Origin of the sequence: Pedobacter sp., assembly GCF_041645105.1 — a bacterium.
In the GTDB taxonomy this organism is placed as follows: domain Bacteria; phylum Bacteroidota; class Bacteroidia; order Sphingobacteriales; family Sphingobacteriaceae; genus Pedobacter.
In genome coordinates this window covers 89,119-110,669 of the sequence record NZ_JBAZQQ010000006.1, presented here as the reverse complement: position 1 = coordinate 110,669, position 21,551 = coordinate 89,119, and the positions used below count along the sequence as shown (strand labels likewise).

Genomic DNA, 21,551 nt, shown 5'->3' with positions numbered 1-21,551 from the left:
CAAACCTAACAATAATTACACCAAAAAGGTTTACCAATAAATGAGCATTAATTTAATTCACACTGATTTAGATGCTTAACATTAATTTTTTCTTTAAAAAAACATAACAGAGCACTAAAGGTAATGTGGTTAATAAGAATAGGTATTCAAAATTGATCGGCCAATCAATAATAGCGATGATAATTAAGGACTGTACCAAAGCGTACAAGGCAGCAACCCATAAATGTGGCCATTTTTGATCATTAGCTAAAATCTGGTAGAAATGTAGCCGATGTGCTTTAAAGATATTCTGTTTCAACAGTAATCTATGAACAATGGTCAATATCGCATCTACGCCATATACTGATAAAAATAAAATATAGGCATAATTCTCCGTCTGAATGATCAGTTTAAATATTAGATAACTGATCCAAAAGGCGATACTTATACTACCCACATCGCCAGCGAAGCACTTGGCTCGTTTACGGAAATTAAAGAATAAAAATACCACACAAGCTAAAACAGGTAACCAGATTAAATCAGGTTCAATAAAAGATGCGATCTGATAATTCACATATTGTAAGCCTCCCAGAACAACCAGACTATATAGTCCGGTTATTCCATTAATGCCATCCATAAAATTATAGGCATTAATAATTCCTATCACCAAAATGTATAGTCCAATGCATATATACCAGGGATAAAGCTGAAATATATTCAAGGCAAGAAACAACAAAGTCACCGCAGTCAAGTGGAAAAAGATTCTGATCTTATTAGACAGAGTGATCCTGTCATCAATAAAACTAATTATTCCAATAATCAGCATCCCCAAAATTGGCATCCAAAACTCAGGATGTAAAATCAAACTACAGATCACAGCGATAAGAAAGATTACTCCCCCACCGCGTATAGTGACTTCGGCGTGTGAGCTTCTTTCATTGGGTTTATCAATGATGTTATAATGATCTGCAAGCTTAAAATAAAGCATCATCATTATAAACATCAATATAACTAAAATCAGGTATAGCATTATTTAATCATTTTCAATAAATAGCTACCATAACCACTCTTTACTAAAGGAGTAGCAATGGTACGAAGCTCTTCTTTATCAATAAAACCCATTCTATAAGCCACCTCTTCAATACATCCAACCTTTAAGCCCTGACGCTCTTCTATTACTTCAACAAATTGTCCAGCTTGCATCAAAGAATGAAAAGTTCCAGTATCCAGCCAGGCGGTGCCTCTACTCAAGACCCCTACCTTTAGCTTTCCTTGTTCCAGGTAAACTCTATTTACATCTGTGATTTCATATTCACCTCGTGGAGAGGGCTTAATATTTTTGGCAATTTCTACTACGCTGTTGTCATAAAAATACAAACCAGGAACAGCATAATCAGATTTGGGTTCTAAAGGTTTTTCTTCTATTGAAATTGCTTTATTATCCTGATCAAATTCAACAACCCCGTAGCGTTCAGGATCTGAAACCCTATAAGCAAATACGACTCCACCGTCTGGATCAGCGCTATTCTGCAGTAGCTTTGCCATTCCATCACCATAAAAAATGTTATCACCCAGAACCAGTGCAACCTTATCCTGTCCAATAAACTCTGCACCAATAACAAAAGCTTGTGCAAGCCCATTCGGTTCATGTTGTACGGCATAAGAGAATTTACAGCCCAAACTACTTCCGTCTCCCAGTAACTTCTCAAAGTTCGGCAAATCATGAGGTGTTGATATAATTAAAATCTCCTTAATACCTGCTAACATTAATGTTGATAGCGGGTAGTAGATCATTGGTTTATCGTATACCGGCATCATTTGCTTACTCATCACCAATGTTAATGGGTGTAGCCTAGTACCGCTTCCTCCAGCTAAAATTATTCCTTTCATCTATTTATTTATTGTTTCTTTCGTCAGATGGAGCCTTTGATGATTGAAATAATTATAGCCCTATGTGTTTAATAATTATTTCAATCATGTCGGGTTCATTATTTTTCAAGTAGATTTAATTCCTGTATACATTTTACAAGGCTATCCCTCCAATAGGGAATCTCCATATCAAATGTATTTTTAATTTTTGCCTTATCCATTACTGAAAAAGCTGGTCGAACCGCCTTAGTTGGATATGCAGAGCCTGGTATTGGATTCAATTTTACTGTAATCTCACTAATATCAAAAATTGCTTTAGCAAAATCATACCAGGAAGTTACCCCCTCATTGCTATAATGGTAAGTGCCATAAGCAAGTTTTTCTGATTCAATAATATCCAAAATAGCTCTTGCCAAATCAACTGCATAGGTTGGTGTTCCTACCTGATCGACAATTACACCTAATTCATCACGGTCAGCACCAAGCTTACGCATTGTTTTAAGGAAGTTACCAGCAAATTCTGAATAGAGCCAGCTTGTACGAAGGATATAATTCTCTTTTAAAACTTTAGATATTTCTAATTCACCTTCCAGTTTAGTTTTACCATAAACATTAATAGGCTGGGCAATATCATTTTCATTTAATAACTTAGGTAAATTCCCTTCGAAAACAAAATCTGTAGAAACATGTATAAGTTTAGCGTTATGCTCGGCACAAAACCTCGCCAAATTCCCTGCACCAACCTTGTTAATCTGCTCGCACAATTCCACATCGTCTTCTGCTTTATCAACAGCCGTATAAGCTGCGCAATTAATTACAAAACTTGGTCTTTCTTTAGAGAAAAGCCCAGACAGCACATTTATATCTAAAATATTTCCCTCAATTTCATCCAAAAATACAATGGTTTGATAGCCTCTTTCTTTACTAACCTTATATATACACTGACCAAGTTGACCAAGGCCACCAAAAACTAATATTTTATTCATATTTATTTTATTGAAAAGAACGGCAAGGACAAATCTCTTTCTGCAATGACTTTTTTGTCTTCATCAATTAGCCAATCGATATTCAAATCTGGAGAAGCCAGGTGAAATCCTTGTTCAGCATCCTTATTATAAAAATTATCACATTTATAAAAGAACTCGGCTGTTTCACTTAAAACTGCAAAACCATGCAAGAATCCTCTTGGAATATATAACTGCAATCTATTTTCTGCACTTAAACGTACGGCTACATGCTGGCCATAAGTTACTGAACCTGGTCTTATATCAACTGCCACATCCAAAACTTCACCCTGTAATACTCTTACCAGTTTTGCTTGTGCATGATCTCCCGATTGAGCATGTAATGCCCTGATTACACCATAAGATGAATAACTTTGATTGTCTTGTACAAAGGCACCTGACATTCCAGTTAACCTTTCAAAGGTTGCAGAGTTAAAACTCTCATAAAAGTAACCTCTGTTATCTTCAAATACTTTAGGTTTAAGGATAAAACATCCTTTTAATGCTGTTTCTTGTATTTCCATTAGATATTGTTGTATTGTGTATTGTAATAAGTTTGGTAATTCCCAGAGGTCACATTATTCAACCATTCCTCGTTTTCCAAATACCATTCTACAGTTTTTGTCAAACCTTCTTCAAACTGTAAGCTAGGAACCCAGTTCAACTTGTTTTGCAACTTAGATGAATCAATAGCGTAACGTAAATCATGCCCTGCCCTATCGGTAACAAAAGTGATCAGTTTAGCAGAAGTACCTACCTCACGACCTAGCTTCTTATCCATGATATTGCATAATAAATGAATCAAATCAATATTCTTCCATTCATTGTGACCGCCTATATTATAAGTCTCCCCAGCTTTCGCTTCATGGAAAATAACATCAATAGCTCTCGCATGATCTTCTACCCAAAGCCAGTCGCGCACATTCTCTCCTTTTCCATATACTGGAACAGGTTGATTATTTTTAATATTATTAATCGCTAAAGGAATCAACTTTTCAGGAAAATGATGAGAACCATAATTATTGGAGCAGTTAGAGATTACGATATCAATACCATAAGTATCATGATAAGCTCTTACAAAGTGATCCGATGATGCTTTTGATGCCGAATAAGGGCTATGAGGGTCATATGAAGTGGTTTCTATAAACATCCCAGTATCTCCTAAAGCGCCATAAACCTCATCTGTAGATACATGATAAAAGCGCTTAGTAGCATAATCATCTTTCCAAAACTCCCTTGCTGCATTGAGCAGATTTACTGTACCAATTACATTGGTCATCACAAAAGCTGTAGGATCAGAAATAGACCTATCTACATGAGATTCTGCTGCCAAATGAATAACCGCATCAAAATCTTCGTTCTTAAAGAGATCACTAATTTCTATGACATTTGTAATATCTGCCTTTACAAATCTGTAATTCGGCTTTTCCTCAATATCAGTTAAGTTAGCCAGATTCCCAGCGTAGGTCAATTTATCGAGATTTACAATCTCATATTGAGGATAGTTGTTTACAAAGCGCCGAACCACATGAGAACCGATAAAACCTGCTCCACCTGTTACTAATATTTTTTTACTTAAACCCATAATTAAATTTTCCTTAAACTCTGAGCCTCCTTTAACTTATAAAGTTGGCGATTTCTTTGCCTCTAATATTATACCAATTAGATAAAAAACCAATAAACGTCCCTACAACAACTACCCCTACCAGAATATAATATCGATACTATTAGCTGACCTTATAAATTTTGTTTTATCATTAAAATAATAACAACTGATCATTTAAAATTCAATAGCTTCCAAATAAATGTGAGAATAAGAATTTGTTTAAATAAAATCGTGTCAATACAATGCTGCGAAGATATTTTTATTTTTTTGGATTACCTATTCTTAATAAGAATAGCAATAATTCCATGATGACAGATTTCATTTTAAATCAGATATGATTTAATTCGTCTTAAAAATTAACTTTGTGTCCTATGAAAAATAAAAAGATCATAATTGCAATTGACGGACACTCATCCTGTGGTAAGAGCACAATCGCAAAGGCAATTGCTAAAAACTTAAATTATATATATATAGACAGTGGAGCGATGTACCGTGCTGTCGCTGTATTCTTCCTTGAAAACAAAATTGATATTACAGACAGAGATGACATATATATATTTAATTCTTTGAAAAATATGAAAATTGAATTCAAAGATGAAAGTCAGAATTGTTTTATACTATTGAACGGAATCGATGTGTCTTCTAAAATCAGAACCATGGAGGTCTCCTCATATGTTGCTAAAGTTAGCAGTTTAAAATCTGTAAGGAAAATTTTAACGGCGCAACAAAGAGAGATGGCCATTCATCATAACATAGTCATGGATGGCAGGGATATTGGAAGTTCAGTATTTCCAGATGCTTCGGTAAAAATATTCATGACAGCGGACTTAGAGGTTAGAGCAACCAGAAGGTTAAATGAAATGAGAAAGTCCAATGAAAAAATTTCCATGGAAGAAATAACAAATAATTTAGTTATAAGAGATCATTTGGATTCAACCAGAGTAGAAAATCCATTAATCCAGGTAGAGGACGCTACTGTTTTGGACAATTCAAGACTTACACACGAAGAGCAATTAAGTATCGCATTAGGAATTATCAAAAATAAGATGAAAATTTCCGAATTTGAAAACTCACTTTACATATAGTCATTTTGGTGAACACCCAACATTCAGTTTACTTATTTAATTGCGACAGCGATGCAATCATTTCTAATGAAACATATTTAGAAAACTGTCTTAAATATTCATATTTTAAAAAATGAATCCGCAGTTTGTTTCAGTCCTTCTTTAGTAGTTAACGGGAAATCAATGCCTAATGCCGATTTTATTTTTTCATTACTGACTGTATAATTCTCAGTCAACTTTCTTAAACGTCCCGTATTTAATGGCAATTTAAAAAAATCTCCCAAAATAGCCAACCCTTTAATTAAATTAGAAGGAACTTTCCAAAGTCTTGGTTCCTTGTTTAAAGAAGCGGCTAAAACACATACAACTTCATTAGTTGACAAAGATTCATCATCTGCCAACTGATAAACTCCAGAAAGAATATCTTTTTCTATGATTTTTGCGACTACAAAACAAAAGTTCTCAACGCTTAAGAAAGATCGTTTATTTTCAAAAGCAGCCAAAGGATAAGGAACACCTTTTTGAACAAACTTATATAGTAAATTTAAGTTCCCTTTATTACCAGGCCCATGGATCATACATGGCCTAAGGATATAACAATATTTCCCTTCTGGCAAAGCCTGATTTTGGATGTATTGTTCAGCCATCAATTTAGACTTTCCATAGTGAGTTTGAGGGTCTGGATTAATTCCTTCCGTTAAAACACCTCCAACAACATCTGCAGCAGCTTTCACCGAACTTATAAAAATGAATTTCTTAGCATCTGATTTCAAAAATGCATCATATAACCTTTTCGTCAACTCAAAATTAACCTGATAGTATTCATCGGCATTAGAAGTGCCTTTAAGATCATGTGCTTTACCGGCAAGATGGATAATTACTTCGGTATTTTTAAAAACTTTTGAATCGAATGTCGACAAAACTTCTCTAGATATCGAATTGATAGTGTAACCTTCATTTTCCAAATATGGAATTAAATTCTGGCCAACAAAACCAGAAGAACCTGTTATTGAAATTGCCATTAGATAAATTGGTTCAAAGTTTCCCTATTAATGTCTTTTCTTTCTATATCAAAAAACCATCCCCATTTATTAAAATATGCAAACGCAGATTTAACAAAGACCATAAACAACCTACTGCTTTTGTTAGCTCCTGAATCATACCCATGATATACAGAAACTTCTGGAAAGTAAATTGTTTTATACTTCTGATGCATTCTTCTAGATAAATCCCAGTCCTCGAAATACATAAAATATCGATCATCGTACATTCCAATTTCCTTTATTGCAGTTAAATTAAGAAGAGTAAAGCAACCAGAAAGTATAGGGGAATTATATGTGACATCTTTGTGAACGAACCGTAATTCATATTTTTCAATAAAACGGTTATAAATCATTTCGGGCTTCTTAAGCTTACGTAATAAAATACTTAACGGGCTTGGAAGCAATTTTGGTAAGTTTTGCACAGTACCATCTTCATTCAAAACACTCGGCATCATCATCCCAACATCTGTATTTTCGTGCATGTATGTGATCATCTTTGTCACAACATCATGAGTGAAGTAAATGTCAGGGTTTACAATAAAATGGTAATTTGAACCACAACTCAACGCTTCTTTGATTGCTATATTTTGAGCCACTCCAAATCCCGGATTGGATGGATTATGGATATAAATTATATTAGAATTGTGTGATTCAATCCACTGAAGATCGTTCAATGGTGAATTATCAATTAAATATAATGTGAAAGTATAACCTTGATTATAAAAGCTATTAATAGCTTTCATCAACTCTACTGGATTGTTTTTATAAAGAACTATACTAGCAGAAAAAGTAAAATTTAGCATTTTATTATCTACTTATATAAACCTCGTGCTTTCATCTCATCTATTGATTTGGCATAATTATCAACTTCAACTTCTTGATCATTTACCCAATCTGTAAACTTTTTAATTCCATCCTGAAATGAAACTTTAGGTTTAAACCCTAGTTTATTTTGTATTTTTTTCAAATCGGCATAATTATGACGAATATCTCCTAATCTATAATTACCTGTAATTGTAATAGGTACATCGATACCATAATTATCAATTAAACATCTAGCTACCGTCATAACATCTGTTGGCTCACCAGTTCCAACATTAAAGATTTCATTATTTGCATCTTCGCTTTCTATACCTAATATTGTAGCATCTACAACATCGTCTATAAAAACAAAATCTCTTGTTTCTTTTCCATCTTCAAAAATATTAATACCATTTTTATTTTTGATCTGCGTTGAAAAAATCGATAAGATTCCAGTGTAAGGATTTTTTAGTGATTGCCCTGGACCATATACATTCTGATATCTAAACGAAACTGCAGCAATGCCTAGAGTTGGTGCAACTGTCATAATCATCTGCTCCTGATTTTGCTTTGTAATTCCATAGACCGATGACGGATGGATTTTTGACTCTTCGTCTGTTGCCATTAATTCTAAAGGTCCACTTCCTTCAATTCTCACTTCAAAATCACCAATATCCATGTCTTTTGAAGTTCTATGCTTTGGATATACAATTTCATTTTCTGAACTTTTGTATTTGCCCTCTCCATATAATGAGCGTGATGACGCTAAAACAATTTTTTTGATCGAATGAGGTTGGTTGGCTAAAATATCTAATAGGATCGCAGTACCGTTAATATTTACGTCAACATACTTATGAATTTCATACATGGATTGCCCAGTACCAGTTTCAGCAGCATAGTGAACGATAACTTCCTGACCATCGAGTGCCTTTTCCCAATCCTGCTTAGAAGTAACTGTTCCTCTAATAAATTTGACCTTATTTCTAATATTATTATATAATACAGAGGTTACTTCTGCATTATCTCCATGTATTTGAGGGGATAATGAATCTAAAATAGTTACTGTATGCCCTTTTGATATTAGTTTCAGAGCTAAATTACTCCCTATAAAACCCGCGCCTCCCGTTATTAGTATATTCATGTTTTCCTTGTAATGTAATTCATTGGTTTACAAATATAAATATTTAGATGTAACCTAGTTAATATATAAAAGCTTAACTTGACTCTTAATCAAGTGATTTATTGAATATGATTTAGCAATTCTTATCGAAATTTGACTATAATAAGTCTCCTGATAAATTTCAACAAAGAGTACCCAATTAAAAGAAAATACTCAAATATTCCAATGACCCCGAGCTTATAACCATCTTTAATGTTCTTCAAATCACCTTTTTCCATTTCGACCAGGTTTGATGATAACCCTGAAAAGCCAAAGCTTGGTTTGCCGCCACCTGTTGTAACGTAACTTTCATTAAGCAAGACACAGGTACCTGCCTGGCAAATTCGAACCCAGTAGTTACAATCTTCCGTATGTTTTTGATTCTCATCAAACAACCCTACCTTATTTATGACTTCCTTTCTAAAAATAACTGAAGGAGTAGAAAAAAAGTTCCTATACAATAATATTCTGGAAGTTATAATGGTTAGTCTCGAAAACTTCTTCTTTAAAAACCTACTCACATGCTCTCCATTTCGGTTACAACCAAGTAAAATCACATCGGGATTATTAACTAAGATCTCAAATTGAATTTTTAATTTATCTTTATGCCATTCATCGTCTGAATCTAAAAATGCAATATACTCTCCACTTGCAGATTTAATACCTACGTTCCTTGCTTTAGAAACACCCTCATTTTTTTTATTAATTAATAACACACTGAGGTGTACATTATGTGCAATAAATTTTTCTACTATTTCCTGCCCTTTATCTGTACTGCCATCATTTACTATTATAATCTCAAGATCATTAAATGTTTGATGCTTTATAGAATTTAAGCTTTGTAAAATAGTTGCTTCCGCATTATACATTGGTATAACTACACTAATCATTATTAATCTCCTTTAAAGGGTCCCAGCTTTGGGTTTCAAAATTAAACTTCTTTATTGGTCTGGCAGGTGCTCCAACAGCGATTACATTAGCAGGAATACTTTTAGAAACTACCGAATTCGCCCCAATTATAGATCCATCACCTATTATTACACCAGGCAATATAGAAACAGACTCTCCTATCCAAACTCTATTACCAATTACAACCTCCTTTGAAGATATTGGTCTTAAGGCAGGGCTGATAAGTGGTGAACTACCCAAATTATCACCTGCAGAATAATTACCGTGACTAGAATCAGATATGTAAATTTTGCTGGCCAGAAGTACATTGTCTCCAATAACAACCTTGGACACTGCAGTAATATGTACATAATCATGAATCTGAACATTATTCCCAATATGCATTACCACACCATTCCCCTCCGGATAAGCCTCTAATCTACATCCAAATCCCATTCTAAAACCGCTTCCCCAAGTAATGCTTTTTTTTCCTCTTATATCACTCGGCAACATTATCAATTTCGCAGAAGAATAGAAAATCCTTGTGAAAACCCATGACTTCAACAGAATAAAGCAGCCCCATAAACCATAAGTCTTATACATATTTAATTCAATAATATTTGTTAAATAAAACTAATCAACGCTAAAAATATTAACCAACCATTTCTGTAATGATAATAAATTAGGTTTGTTACTTACTTCAGATAATAAAAATGACTCATTAATTTCTGGATTAAGTTCATTAAAAAAGGCAACATATTCCTTGGAATAAATCTGCGTATCATTTTTAATATTATGGTTGTTAGTAAGAATTTTTGTATTTGATGCCATCGCCTCTATAACCCTCATAGAAAGTCCAGTTTGATTTGGACTACTCACATCTACCATTATTTTTGAATTGACCAATATATTAAGATATTCTCTCCTCGGCATTGGCTTCAATGAAACTATCTCTCTATTCAATTTCCGGCCTAATAACCTTTCTTTGATATATGAAGTAAAAGGCATATACAGAAATGCCTTTACCGAAAATCCATTTTTTGACGAAAATTCAATGAATTTTAATACTGCTTCATACCTTTCCGGAAAAAACCATCCCATAAAGAAAAAATCATATTTCTTATGCTCTACATTAGACCTTGCATTTCTTGAAACATCATCAGTAAAAAATAAAGGCAAATAACTCAAAGAAAGATGTTGTTTACAATCTGCAAAATCAAATGAGTATACCTTATCAAACAAAGGAATCAGATGCGAAAAGCAGTTAGTTTTGTTAGAATCCCATTGATACATAATCATTATAGCTTTTGGGCTCCTATCCCTAAATTTTACCAAAAATTCTTTTGATAGCATAAAACCACGAATTACAAACAAATAATCAAAACTACTCACATCAAATTTCTCAAATACTTGATTATAGTGATGGTTTTGATATGTCTTTAGACTTTTATTAAAAAAATTATTAATTATTTTAAATATATTTCCATATTTCCTTTCGGGGTAGAAAGTCACTTCAGCACCTAGAGCGATTAAGTTCTCTTTTATCAAAATGTGATAATCGTGAAAAACCGGGCCAATAAAAAGAACCTTTTTATTACTTAACATATTTGATCAAAGGTAAAGTTTGAGAATTTGTAAATCGAAAAGACTCATATAATCCGGAACACACAATTAATATAAAGAATGGGGCCATGATCAGTGGTTCTGAAAAATTCGCTAATATAATTATCACAAAAAAAAGCCACTTTTTATTAATCACAATTCTTTGTTTAAATAAATAGTAAAACCAAAAAAAACTAAATAACATTCCAAATCTAGATAAAAAATACATAATTGAATTTGAGCTTCGTCTGTCGAATATATTATCTATAAACTCTTGAGAATAGCCATTTAGAATAGAATTTTCGTTGTTTTTAACCCGTTGATATGTTTTTTCTGAAAGCCCTAATCCTGTGATAGGGTAACGTATCGTAAGATTTACACCCTCAACAAAATCATAAATCCTTAATACAGAAGATGTAACTTCAGTATTTGCAGTGGCACTATCTTTAAGTTTCGATTGATAATTAAAAATAAATAACGGTAGGGTAACTATTGCCAAACTTGAAAGTATAATTAATTTTTGCACAATACTCGTATTTTTAGAAAATAGAATTACAACAAACTGCAACAAAAGTATTCCGATACCAGTAGTAGAATAGGTCGTGAAAATCAAAAAAACTGATAGAACTTGTAATTTCCTGTTTTTAAATATAAATGAACTGATAAAAAAGAGAATGTTCATATAAATCTGTAGTATACCTGGTTCCCAAAAAATACCTTGATTACGATAAAAAGTTATGCCAAACAAATCAAAACTACTATTATAAAAAAACAAATAAATAAAACTATTCGTGTAGATATTTGAAGTAGTTATATTAAATAAAAAATTACCAACAATAAAAGATAAAATAAATGCTATAAGGGCATGAATTGCTATTACTTTGAGAACAGGATGAAGTAAATTAATCAGGTTAATATTTTTACTTTTTATATAGACTAAAAATAGCCCGATAAAAGCAGATCTCAAATAAAAAGTAATGTAGGGTAATGAATCATTTTCAAACGGAACCAGTAAATAATGAAGAGTTAAAAAAAAACCTAGAGATAAAGTTATAACTATATAAGTCAATAATGAATTTCTATTAATTCCATGCTGTAAATCTTTAAGAAAAAGAACTAATAATACAATAATTGCTAATACACTTAAAATGTTTCCAAATAGAACTACATAAACCGTACCCGTTAATGCTATAGTTAAAAATAAAAAAATCTGATCCAATCTCATAAAGGTAATTTTGTCAGGGATTAATTAGAAATCAATTATTAACATTATATGACTTGATTCCCTTCAAGAGAAAGTACATGATATATCCTAAAGATACGGATAGGTAAAATATAACACTAACATAAGAATAACTTTCTAGTGAACCTAGTCTATTAAAGTACAAAAAGCAGTAACACAAAACAGAAATAAGCAAGGCGCTAATATAGATAAACAACAATTCTCTATAGTGCAATTTTGCATTTATAACAAAGCTTATAGGATCAAGTAAAGTGAAAAATAATAAACCAACAATTACAATCTGTACATAGCGAATTCCCGCCTCATGCATTGGTAGTATTGCTTTTATTAACCATGGCATAATATAAAATGTGCCAAAAGTTATTACTACCAAGTAAGTTAAAATTTCCAGGTAATACAATCTAAATATTCTTATTAAGTCTCTTTTACTACTGCTATTTTGTGCTAGGGCTTTCATAAATTTAGGGAAATTTAAGTTACCTAAAGCACCTGGTACTACAGAGAAAAGACCAACATAAACAAAAACAAGATAATATTCTCCTAAAGCTTTCATTCCAAGATCTAACCCAATAACCCACCTTTCAAGCTGTAAATTAATGTAGTGTAAAATACCAGTCAAAAAAGGAACAAAACCTAATTTTATAATGAGCCTTAGATAAACAATACTTTTAAAATTAAGTTTAAATGCAAAATCCTTATTAAAAAGGTAGGAAAAAAATACTAAAAAAATCGGTTGAAGACCAACTAAGGTAACGGCTCCGTAAATAGAGTGGCTGTAAAGTAATGGCATTGCTATAAAAGACAAGACAATACTAGACAACGTAATCAAGCTCAATTTATTAGTCCTTGATAACGCAATATGCATATTTGAAATCCAGTTGCCCCAAAGAGAGAATAAACCTACAATTATTCCGATAGTCCAAAACCAACTTACAGAAATAAAAAAATTTAGTATTGAAACACAGCTAATAAGAACAAGAAAAAGCAAAAACAAATAAGTGACTACAGCATCATTTGTCTTTCTTTGTCTTAAAACGGAAAATGAGATAACTCTATACCCACCATAAATGACTCCCATCTGGAAAAAATTAACGATTAAGATCATTGACTGAAAAAGTGCCATGTACCCCAAATCTTCTTTACTCAAGATATCCATGAAAAAGTAACTTTTAATAAAGGTTACTAGAGAGCTAAATATAGTAACTGCTATGTACCCATATTTTTCGAAATAATTTTTCATGAACTCATTTCACTTTCTATGGCATATCTCACGTCATCGATATTTTTCTTACTATACAACTCTCCATGGGGCCATGGATTGCCTACATTTTGCATAGCGATTAATTTAGCTAGATAAGTTAGTAAATTAGTCCCTTTATTGAATTGCTTATGTCCTCTAAGTAAATCATAAACATCTTCAAATGTTGCACAATAATTAACGTTATCAAAAATATCAAAATATATCTTCCCAAGTACTATTACAGGCTTTCCAAGTACTGCAGCTTCAAACCCTGCGGTGCTGACCAAAGTTACTACAACCCTTGACCGTAAAATAATTTCCTTAGAGGAAATCTCAGCCTTGATAAATCTTAAACTTGGAAATCTATTTTTAAGATTTCTCCAGTGTTTTTGCATTAAATATCCAGCTTGCGCGGGATGCTCTTTAACAACCAAAAATTGATCTTCCGGCAAGCATTTTAAAAGGTTTTCAACTAATGCAAATTGATTATCATAATAGGTCGACATATAAAATAGAGTCGCCTCAGGTTCAAAATGCATTGGATAAAATACACATTCATCATTATTCTTCAAATTCGACAAACTATCATATGAGCCACTTCTTAATACATAATTAAAATAATGCCTAATCTCATTAAAGAAGTAATCCATCGCATTTCCATAACAAATTTGCCTAATAATCTTACGTTTAACAGCAAACCGAATATAGATATTTAGAATTAGCTGTTTTATCAGAATCTTAAGCCTTGATACATCTTTTCCAAGCTTATACTCCTTAATAAATGGATTGTCTATTGGCCCAGAATTAACCTTATCTACATATGCCTGAGCATCTTTTAAATTCTCTTCACTAGGTTGGATAATATTTAACCTTTCAGGCATCGAGCTATGAAAAGGATTCACATGCCAGTAAAACGATTTTCCAACTGGAAATGCTCCAAAGGCGAGGTATCTTATATTTCTTTTACGCGCCTCTATATACATTACCTCAGAAATCTCCAATGCAACTACTTCATTAACGATGAAATTAGGTTTATATTTATCGTAAATATCGGCCCAAAAAAAGACACATTTCTTGAGAATCTGGAGTCTTTCTTCCTGTGTGTGACCAACTATATATCTATCTGATCCAACGGAATGATCTAAATAAGGAAAGTCAATATCTGCTTCTTTAAGGTTTTCATACTCCTCCTCTAAACAACCAACTACCACTCCCCCACGCTCCTCAACATTTTTCTTTTCTTTTAAATTTAGCGTTACATGGATTGAATCATAAGTATCCGAGACTAATACAGGAAAAAAATTTGATTGATAATCGCGTGAAAAAAAAAGCACTAATGGTTTTCTATTCATAATTTTCTTAGTAGAATATAATATTGAGACATTTTATTAAACAAACCCTTTACCAAATAAGATATATTCATCTGTACTATCAGTTGATTGATAAGATGGTGTAACAACAAATTTTGAAAATTCTTCAACCTGTTTCAGTCGGTTAATATCCTGATTTATTTTCGGGAAGAGATAGGAAGAGTTTAACTCCCATTCCCAATTGTCATTTCTTTTCCAAAGATTCTTATTTCTATGCTGATCTATAAGATAATTGAAACTATTTATAGAAATACCAATCCAATCTAAAAATTTATCTAAATTAACAGGTGGCTTCTGAATATACTCTTTAACTAACTCTAATCCCTGCTCCCTTGTCATCCTTCTTAATCTAATTTCCCTGGAAGCATGATCTGTCACTTTTCCATACCCATGTTTAAGGAACTTAATATAATCATGCACATCTGAATAATTATAACAGTCTATATCATTATAAGTATCAAACGTTCTTGTTTGTTCGTGGGTTTCATAATTATAGCTACGAATCATCTCTTCGTGTTGCGCCTTAGTATCCCACCTAATGTAATTATTTAAATATATACCCCTTACACCTATCCGTTCTAGCTCTTTGTCGTCAGGGTATTTAAATTGCACTATATCTTGTTCTGTTATCCCATCAAATTCATTGATAAAATCCTCTGCCTCAAAGCCCATTAAATCATGTTCTTTCCTATATTTTCTCGTCATTTCTACTTCATCCAAATGAGAAAACATTCCTACTTGATCAACACCTTGATGAGCACCCCAAATAATTAATGGAATCTTAAATTTGACCGCCACTTGAACCGGATATACAGTTTGTCCTGCTAAACAATGCCAATAAATACTACCCATTTGACGCAAGCTTGCTCTCGTTATTTTTTTGACTGTTTCAGGGTTCACCGTTAACGTCATAATATCACAATCAAACTCCATTCGTAACTTGGCAAGGTTTCTAACTCCAACGTCAGTATTGTAATGTTTATTATAGGTAACTAACAATGGATTCATTCCTAATACATTTTTTACTGTATGAACAATAAAAAATGAATCCCTAGCCCCGCTTACAGGAATTATGCAATCATAGTTAGTATTTGATAAGTTCTTATAATTATCAAAAATATCCTTTAATTTATCGAATCGAGAATTCCAATCTAAAGTATCTTTTTCTTCATGAACAGTACATCCACTACATACACCATCTTCATTAAATACTATATTTAGCGGATGATTCTCAGGATAAAGGCAACGTGAGCAGTATATCATATAACTTCTTTTTCTATCCTAATAAACAACATATTTTCCAAAACCTCTTCCGTCTTCTTATTTAAGCGCAGTTGACCATCGTACTCAGAATCATTATAATCCGCAAAAGTCTCCAATCTGATATCCAAATTCCTTTTAATTATCGATTTTGTAATATTTACACTATGTTCCGTAAAATGGAAAAAATTAGCTGCACAAGCGGCGGAAACATTTGTTTCATTAAATACTTTAATAAAATCATTTGCATTTTTTGCCCCTCCGCAACAAATAACTGGCACATTAGCTACTTCACAAACACTATCTATTAAATCCAGGTCATAACCCAAATAAGAACCGTCTCTATTTACGGAATTAATCAGAATCTCTCCAGCCCCTAAATCTTGTACCTCCTTAGTAAATTCAACTATCGAAAGATCAAGTGCTTTCTGATTCACATAATCAAAAACTTGATATCCTTTATCAGTTTTCAAGGCATCAATAGATATCACTACGCATTGATCTCCAAAAACATTGGCAGCTCCTGAAATAAGTTTTCTATTTAGTAATGCAGACTGATTTAATGAAATTTTATCTGCTCCACAATGCATCAATTCTCTAATCTGATCAATAGTCTTTATACCGCCTCCTATTGTTAATGGAACATGACATTTTAACGCAGCATTTTTTATCATCAAAAAGTCAGGTTCTTGATGATTTTTAGTAGCACTAATATCTACCAGTATAATCTCATCAATCCCCCATTTATTTAAAAATTCAATGGCAATTGTAGGTTTTCCTACTGGCAAATATTTTTTAAACCCGATACTTTGAACTACAATCCCGTCTTTAACAACTAAACTTGCAGCGACTCTCTTTTTTAGCATGACTATTTAATTGAATTGAAAAAATCTCTAAATAATTTTAAACCATTTGTTTGACTTTTTTCTGGATGGAACTGAACTCCAAATATATTTTCTTTCTGTACTGCAGCCGTCACTTTAATATGATAATCACAATAAGCACTAACATAATTTGAGTCACAATCAAGATAGTAACTATGATCAAAATAGAAATTTGAATCTTTGGAATTTCGACTAAATAATGGTTCAACATGATTTATTGAAACGTCATTCCACCCAACATGGGGAATTGCAAACTCCTTTGGCAATTGTAATTTCTTCACTCGGCCTTCAATCCAATTCAATCCATAATGAATCCCATTCTCTTCAGATAGTGTCGCCATCAACTGCATTCCAACACAGATACCAAGAATTGGTTTTTTCTTATTAAGAACCTCTTCATTAAGAATTACGTCAAGACTTCTAGATCTTAAATTGTTTGCAGCTTCTTCGAATGCCCCAACCCCTGGTAAAATAAGTACATCTGCATTCTTAATGACATTCTCATCATCAGAAATAACCAATTTGTTATATCCTAAATATTTAATTGCATTAGAAACTGAATAAGTATTACCGACTCCGTAATCAATGATTACAATATTTTTCTTTAAACTCATAAACCTACACCTACCTCAAATTTTGGAACCCATCTATGATTTTCATCTTTCTCAAATAAATCCTTATTAACAGACTGATCAACTTTTTCCCAAAATTGCGCTTCTGAAATATCAATATAATCACAAAAACTCTTTATATATTTAGGCGAACAAGCCCCGTCATACTTTTTGTTTAATGTAATTGCCTCATCACGAGTCATCCTTCCTAAGCGGATATCTTCGTTCACATAGTCACTTATACGGCCAAATCCAAATTTCAAATATTTTATCATTTGATTCAATCCAACCCAGTCTTCATCTAATGATGTAATTCCCAATGGGTCTCCTATATCCTTTGGCGATTCATTTCTAATATCTAAACCTCGCAAAGCAGAGAAGTTACCATTATCAACTAAAGACCAGTCTTTCCAAAAATAGCCTAAAAATGTAATTCTCAAATTAGCATCTTCCATTTCCTTTTCTGAAGGGTAGTTATATTGAAGAATATCTCGCTTTTTTATTTCATCATTTAGCATCCAGGTAATATCCCCACCACCAAGCGTATTCATTTTTCTCAAATTATTACCATCACTCCCACTTTTCCCCATTACATTTAAATCTCCTAATTGCAACGCAGAATTTTCGCCCCACCATATTAAAGGTATTTGATATGCAATAGCTAATCTGGGAACACTACTGAATAATGCCAGCTCTGTTGATTTTGCCCAATTAGTATATTCAAAGAATCCTTTACGCATTAACTTTTTCCAAACCTTTGGCCCTGGGTTAATAGATATACAATCAAATCCATGAGCAACCATATTAGAAACGTTATCAACACCTCTCTGTGTTACCTGTTCTGGGGGATACCCCAAGCTCACTAATAGGGGGTTCATCTTTAATACGTCTTTCACAAAAAACGCTTGGCGAGTGCTATCTTTACCACCACTTACACCAATGATACAATCATATCCAGAGTGCGAATTGGCCTTACCGAAGGCTACAATACCATCTAATTCCTTTCGTCTCTCGTCCCAATCTACCGTTTTTAAGGTCTCGAAATAATTACAGGCTGGACAAACGCCTTTATCATCAAACTTTGTACCTGGACGAGTATCGACTTGTAAACACTTCTTACAATATTTCATAATTCACTAGATAAAATCCCATACTCAACAATATCAACATATTGACCATGCTTAAAAATAGCATGTCTCCTTAGCCCTTCTTTTCTCATTCCTAGTTTCTCTGCTAATTTCTGCATACCTAGATTGACAACTGACGTCCCGCAATAAATCCTGTGTAAATTTAAAAATTTAAATCCATGATTTACCATCAGGCAGCCCGCTTCGTACATAATTCCTTTACCCCAATAACTCTTATCACCTAGCAGAAAAGCAATTTCTGCATTACTATCAATCCAATTGATATTTTGTAAACTTATATTTCCAATATGTTGATTATTGGTCCGATCAATAATAGCTAATACCAAGTCCGATTTTGAAGAATTAACACTGCTGATATAGCTTAACAATTTATCCTCAGTCATTGGGAACCTTCCATGAGCGTTGAAATAAGTAATTTCAGGATCGTTTAGCCACAGGGCGTAATTACCTTTTATATCACTTTCATTTAGTGCCCTTAAATATATTCTTTCGCTTTCTAAAAAAGTTTCTAAATTCATTTGATCGACAGTTTTTTTAAAATATCAATAATTAAATTGTCTTCATTGGTTTTAATCCCCAAGTCCTGATCTATAAGAGGATCATTTTTTGAATCCTTTTCAAAAAACCTAACAACTGGCTTATCCATTAAATCGGCTTCAATTAGTATGGATGAAAAAAAACCAACAACAATATCAGAGAAGTATATGCTTTCATTAGTATTAATTTCAGGTGGTAAAATAGTGAAATTGGCTTGCCCAAAGAATATATTCTCCAATTCTTTAACAACTTGATTCGGGTGCATTTTAACTAGAATCTGTGTAGCATCTCTGAACTCAACAGACGAGTCATTAACACAATTTACCAATTTAATAGAAGCCGAAAGTTCATCAAAACCATAAGTATCTAAACCATTTACATTAGAAAGAGGATCTGGTGCGAAAAGGATGATTCTCTTTTCTGTGTCTAAACCAATATTCTTAAAGAATAATTCACGCGTGATTTTAGGTTTCCAGTTTTTTAGCCACATATGATACGGATTTCCTGATATATATAAGCTTTCTGAACTTATTCCTTCATCAACAGCAATTAGTCTTGCTCTTTCATCTAAAACCCAAATATCATTAGGTAAATTTAAATTCCCTTTGTCATCTCTAAATCTATTGGAAATAGAAGTCCAATGATCTACAAAAGACTTTATATGTATCCCTCTTCTTTTTGCCAAAAGGATAGTAGTCTTTTCAATATTTGATGTATAGGAAGTACCAGTAAATATTAAATTTGGTTTAAAATCATCTATTATTTTTTCAAGTTCAAGATCCGAATTTATAATAGTGACTTTAGACCGAAAATCGGTATAAAAAGAATATTCACGATCAGAAATGACCAATAAACCTGATGGATCAATTTCATCAGCAATAGCTAAACAAGGCTTAGCTCCTCCTGGATCACTAAATACAATAAGAATTTTATCCCCGGGTTTCTGCTTAAACACTTTTTAGTTCGTCTAAATTCTCAAATATTTTATGAAAAGCATTCACTACATCATCTAAATCTACATTTGTCATTCCTGGGCGCATAAACTCATGCGTGAATAACGTATCATAGTGCATTTTTTCGGTAATTGGACATAATCCCTTTGGGTAAGTTAAATTCTTGTCAGTCAGTTGATGTTCATATGCCCAAGCTGCTTTCTTTTGATAGAGTGGCTGTAAGTATATTGGCATTACATAACCTGCACCTAATAAAGGGGCCGTTTCTCTTAAAACCGCTGAAGGCAATTCTGCTTTCAAGGCATTAACAAAAGTATTTCGATCAATTCCAACAATATTTTTATTAAACTTTATTGGATGTACATAATAAGTATGCACTGAACCCTCTGTTGGTATTGGCTGCAATTCTAAACCGCTTATGCTACTCAATTGTGAGTTTAGATAGTAAACGTTCTTTAATCTTTCAGTCAATAACGACGGTAATTTCTTTAACTGCTGAATTCCAATAGCACATTCTATTTCTGTCATGCGATAATTAAAACCAATCATATTGGTAAGGTCTTCAATAGCTTTTGGACCAACAACATTTTCTGCATGGTTACGAATCATCTGACAGCGGTCTATCAAATTACTATCATTTGACGTAATTACACCACCCTCTCCTGTATGGATATGTTTATGATAGTTTAAACTAAAAACACCTAAATCACCAATTGTACCAACGTTTTGGCCTTTATATTTAGCCATTGGCGCCTGTGCGCAGTCCTCAATAACATACAGATTATGTTGCTTAGCTAAAGCCATAATGCTATCCATTTCTGCAGGATGTCCAAAAATATGAACGATCAAAATGGCTTTAGTCCGTGGGGTGATACAAGCTTTTATACTCTCCGCCGACATACAAAATGTTACTGGATCGATATCAGCAAAAATGGGAATACCACCATAAACAAGGGGAGCGATTGCGCTGGCAGACATTGAATAGGGAGATACGATAACTTCATCTCCTGGCTGAATACCAATTGCCCCCATAGCTGTAAATAAACCTGATGTATTCGAGTTTACAGATACCGCATGTTTAACATTAAAGGCTTCAGCCCAAGCTGATTCGAAAGCCCTAACAGTTGGACCACCTAAGAAATCACTGTGATACGCTCCCAAAAACTGAGAAAGATTGCCGGTATCCAAGACTTTCATCACGGCATCTTTTTCTTCCTGTCCAATTGTATTATAAGCAGGAAAAAGCTTAGTTCTTATGGCTTCGCCTCCATTTATTGCTAACTTTGCCAT

Annotated in this window: 22 protein-coding genes; 1 reads left to right on the top strand and 21 read right to left on the bottom strand. The window is 33.0% G+C overall.

Features of this window, described 5'->3' with window-relative positions; genetic code table 11:
• Positions 1 to 67 precede the first annotated feature (67 nt).
• The 5 genes from WC623_RS18930 to rfbB form a co-directional block, all read right to left on the bottom strand.
• Positions 68 to 973: a glycosyltransferase family 4 protein gene (locus WC623_RS18930; RefSeq protein WP_372854008.1), complete on the bottom strand. Its 906-nt coding sequence runs from the start codon at positions 971 to 973 to the stop codon at positions 68 to 70.
• A gap of 35 nt (positions 974 to 1,008) precedes the next feature.
• The gene (rfbA, locus tag WC623_RS18925; protein ID WP_372854006.1) at positions 1,009 to 1,869 is read right to left on the bottom strand and encodes a glucose-1-phosphate thymidylyltransferase RfbA; all 861 of its coding nucleotides are present in this window, start codon (positions 1,867 to 1,869) and stop codon (positions 1,009 to 1,011) included.
• Positions 1,870 to 1,967: 98 nt separating this feature from the next.
• On the bottom strand, positions 1,968 to 2,834 hold the full coding sequence (rfbD, locus tag WC623_RS18920) for a dTDP-4-dehydrorhamnose reductase (protein WP_372854004.1): 867 nt from the start codon (positions 2,832 to 2,834) through the stop codon (positions 1,968 to 1,970).
• A 2-nt stretch (positions 2,835 to 2,836) separates the two neighbouring features.
• Complete coding sequence (gene rfbC, locus WC623_RS18915) at positions 2,837 to 3,376, bottom strand: dTDP-4-dehydrorhamnose 3,5-epimerase (protein ID WP_372854002.1); 540 nt, start codon at positions 3,374 to 3,376, stop codon at positions 2,837 to 2,839.
• A complete protein-coding gene (gene rfbB / locus WC623_RS18910; protein ID WP_372854000.1) occupies positions 3,376 to 4,437 on the bottom strand; it encodes a dTDP-glucose 4,6-dehydratase in 1,062 nt (353 codons plus the stop codon). The genes rfbC and rfbB overlap by 1 nt, the downstream gene beginning before the upstream one ends.
• A gap of 392 nt (positions 4,438 to 4,829) precedes the next feature.
• Here rfbB and cmk point away from each other — a divergent pair, with 392 nt between their 5' ends.
• Positions 4,830 to 5,543, top strand: coding sequence for a (d)CMP kinase (gene cmk / locus WC623_RS18905; protein ID WP_372853998.1), 714 nt, complete (start codon positions 4,830 to 4,832; stop codon positions 5,541 to 5,543).
• 98 nt (positions 5,544 to 5,641) lie between these two features.
• On the opposite strand, the gene WC623_RS18900 is transcribed toward cmk, so the two are convergent.
• The 16 genes from WC623_RS18900 to WC623_RS18825 form a co-directional block, all read right to left on the bottom strand.
• Complete coding sequence (locus WC623_RS18900; protein WP_372853996.1) at positions 5,642 to 6,544, bottom strand: NAD-dependent epimerase/dehydratase family protein; 903 nt, start codon at positions 6,542 to 6,544, stop codon at positions 5,642 to 5,644.
• Positions 6,544 to 7,368 (bottom strand): glycosyltransferase, encoded by an 825-nt coding sequence (locus WC623_RS18895; RefSeq protein WP_372853994.1) that lies wholly within the window; start codon positions 7,366 to 7,368, stop codon positions 6,544 to 6,546. The genes WC623_RS18900 and WC623_RS18895 overlap by 1 nt, the downstream gene beginning before the upstream one ends.
• An 8-nt stretch (positions 7,369 to 7,376) precedes the next feature.
• Positions 7,377 to 8,507 carry an NAD-dependent epimerase/dehydratase family protein gene (locus tag WC623_RS18890; RefSeq protein WP_372853992.1) on the bottom strand — a complete coding sequence of 377 codons (1,131 nt, stop codon included), beginning with the start codon at positions 8,505 to 8,507 and terminating at the stop codon, positions 7,377 to 7,379.
• Between the two features lie 122 nt (positions 8,508 to 8,629).
• The gene (locus tag WC623_RS18885) at positions 8,630 to 9,415 is read right to left on the bottom strand and encodes a glycosyltransferase family 2 protein (protein ID WP_372853990.1); all 786 of its coding nucleotides are present in this window, start codon (positions 9,413 to 9,415) and stop codon (positions 8,630 to 8,632) included.
• Entirely contained in the window at positions 9,408 to 10,016 is a 609-nt protein-coding gene (locus WC623_RS18880) for a DapH/DapD/GlmU-related protein (protein WP_372853988.1), read from the bottom strand. Before WC623_RS18880 ends, WC623_RS18885 begins: the two co-directional genes overlap by 8 nt.
• 30 nt (positions 10,017 to 10,046) lie before the next feature.
• On the bottom strand, positions 10,047 to 11,018 hold the full coding sequence (locus WC623_RS18875; RefSeq protein ID WP_372853986.1) for a hypothetical protein: 972 nt from the start codon (positions 11,016 to 11,018) through the stop codon (positions 10,047 to 10,049).
• Positions 11,008 to 12,240 (bottom strand): hypothetical protein, encoded by a 1,233-nt coding sequence (locus tag WC623_RS18870; RefSeq protein ID WP_372853984.1) that lies wholly within the window; start codon positions 12,238 to 12,240, stop codon positions 11,008 to 11,010. Before WC623_RS18870 ends, WC623_RS18875 begins: the two co-directional genes overlap by 11 nt.
• A 31-nt stretch (positions 12,241 to 12,271) precedes the next feature.
• Positions 12,272 to 13,414: a hypothetical protein gene (locus tag WC623_RS18865; RefSeq protein ID WP_372853982.1), complete on the bottom strand. Its 1,143-nt coding sequence runs from the start codon at positions 13,412 to 13,414 to the stop codon at positions 12,272 to 12,274.
• Between the two features lie 80 nt (positions 13,415 to 13,494).
• Complete coding sequence (locus WC623_RS18860) at positions 13,495 to 14,850, bottom strand: hypothetical protein (RefSeq protein WP_372853980.1); 1,356 nt, start codon at positions 14,848 to 14,850, stop codon at positions 13,495 to 13,497.
• Between the two features lie 36 nt (positions 14,851 to 14,886).
• Positions 14,887 to 16,131: an N-acetyl sugar amidotransferase gene (locus WC623_RS18855; RefSeq protein ID WP_372853978.1), complete on the bottom strand. Its 1,245-nt coding sequence runs from the start codon at positions 16,129 to 16,131 to the stop codon at positions 14,887 to 14,889.
• Entirely contained in the window at positions 16,128 to 16,994 is an 867-nt protein-coding gene (gene hisF, locus WC623_RS18850; RefSeq protein WP_372853976.1) for an imidazole glycerol phosphate synthase subunit HisF, read from the bottom strand. Before hisF ends, WC623_RS18855 begins: the two co-directional genes overlap by 4 nt.
• 2 nt (positions 16,995 to 16,996) lie before the next feature.
• The gene (hisH, locus tag WC623_RS18845) at positions 16,997 to 17,626 is read right to left on the bottom strand and encodes an imidazole glycerol phosphate synthase subunit HisH (RefSeq protein ID WP_372853974.1); all 630 of its coding nucleotides are present in this window, start codon (positions 17,624 to 17,626) and stop codon (positions 16,997 to 16,999) included.
• The gene (locus WC623_RS18840; protein ID WP_372853972.1) at positions 17,623 to 18,753 is read right to left on the bottom strand and encodes an N-acetyl sugar amidotransferase; all 1,131 of its coding nucleotides are present in this window, start codon (positions 18,751 to 18,753) and stop codon (positions 17,623 to 17,625) included. Before WC623_RS18840 ends, hisH begins: the two co-directional genes overlap by 4 nt.
• Positions 18,750 to 19,289, bottom strand: a complete 540-nt coding sequence (locus tag WC623_RS18835; RefSeq protein ID WP_372853970.1) for a GNAT family N-acetyltransferase — start codon at positions 19,287 to 19,289, stop codon at positions 18,750 to 18,752. Before WC623_RS18835 ends, WC623_RS18840 begins: the two co-directional genes overlap by 4 nt.
• Entirely contained in the window at positions 19,286 to 20,263 is a 978-nt protein-coding gene (locus WC623_RS18830) for a hypothetical protein (protein ID WP_372853968.1), read from the bottom strand. The genes WC623_RS18835 and WC623_RS18830 overlap by 4 nt, the downstream gene beginning before the upstream one ends.
• Positions 20,256 to 21,551, bottom strand: a complete 1,296-nt coding sequence (locus WC623_RS18825; RefSeq protein ID WP_372853966.1) for a DegT/DnrJ/EryC1/StrS family aminotransferase — start codon at positions 21,549 to 21,551, stop codon at positions 20,256 to 20,258. The genes WC623_RS18830 and WC623_RS18825 overlap by 8 nt, the downstream gene beginning before the upstream one ends.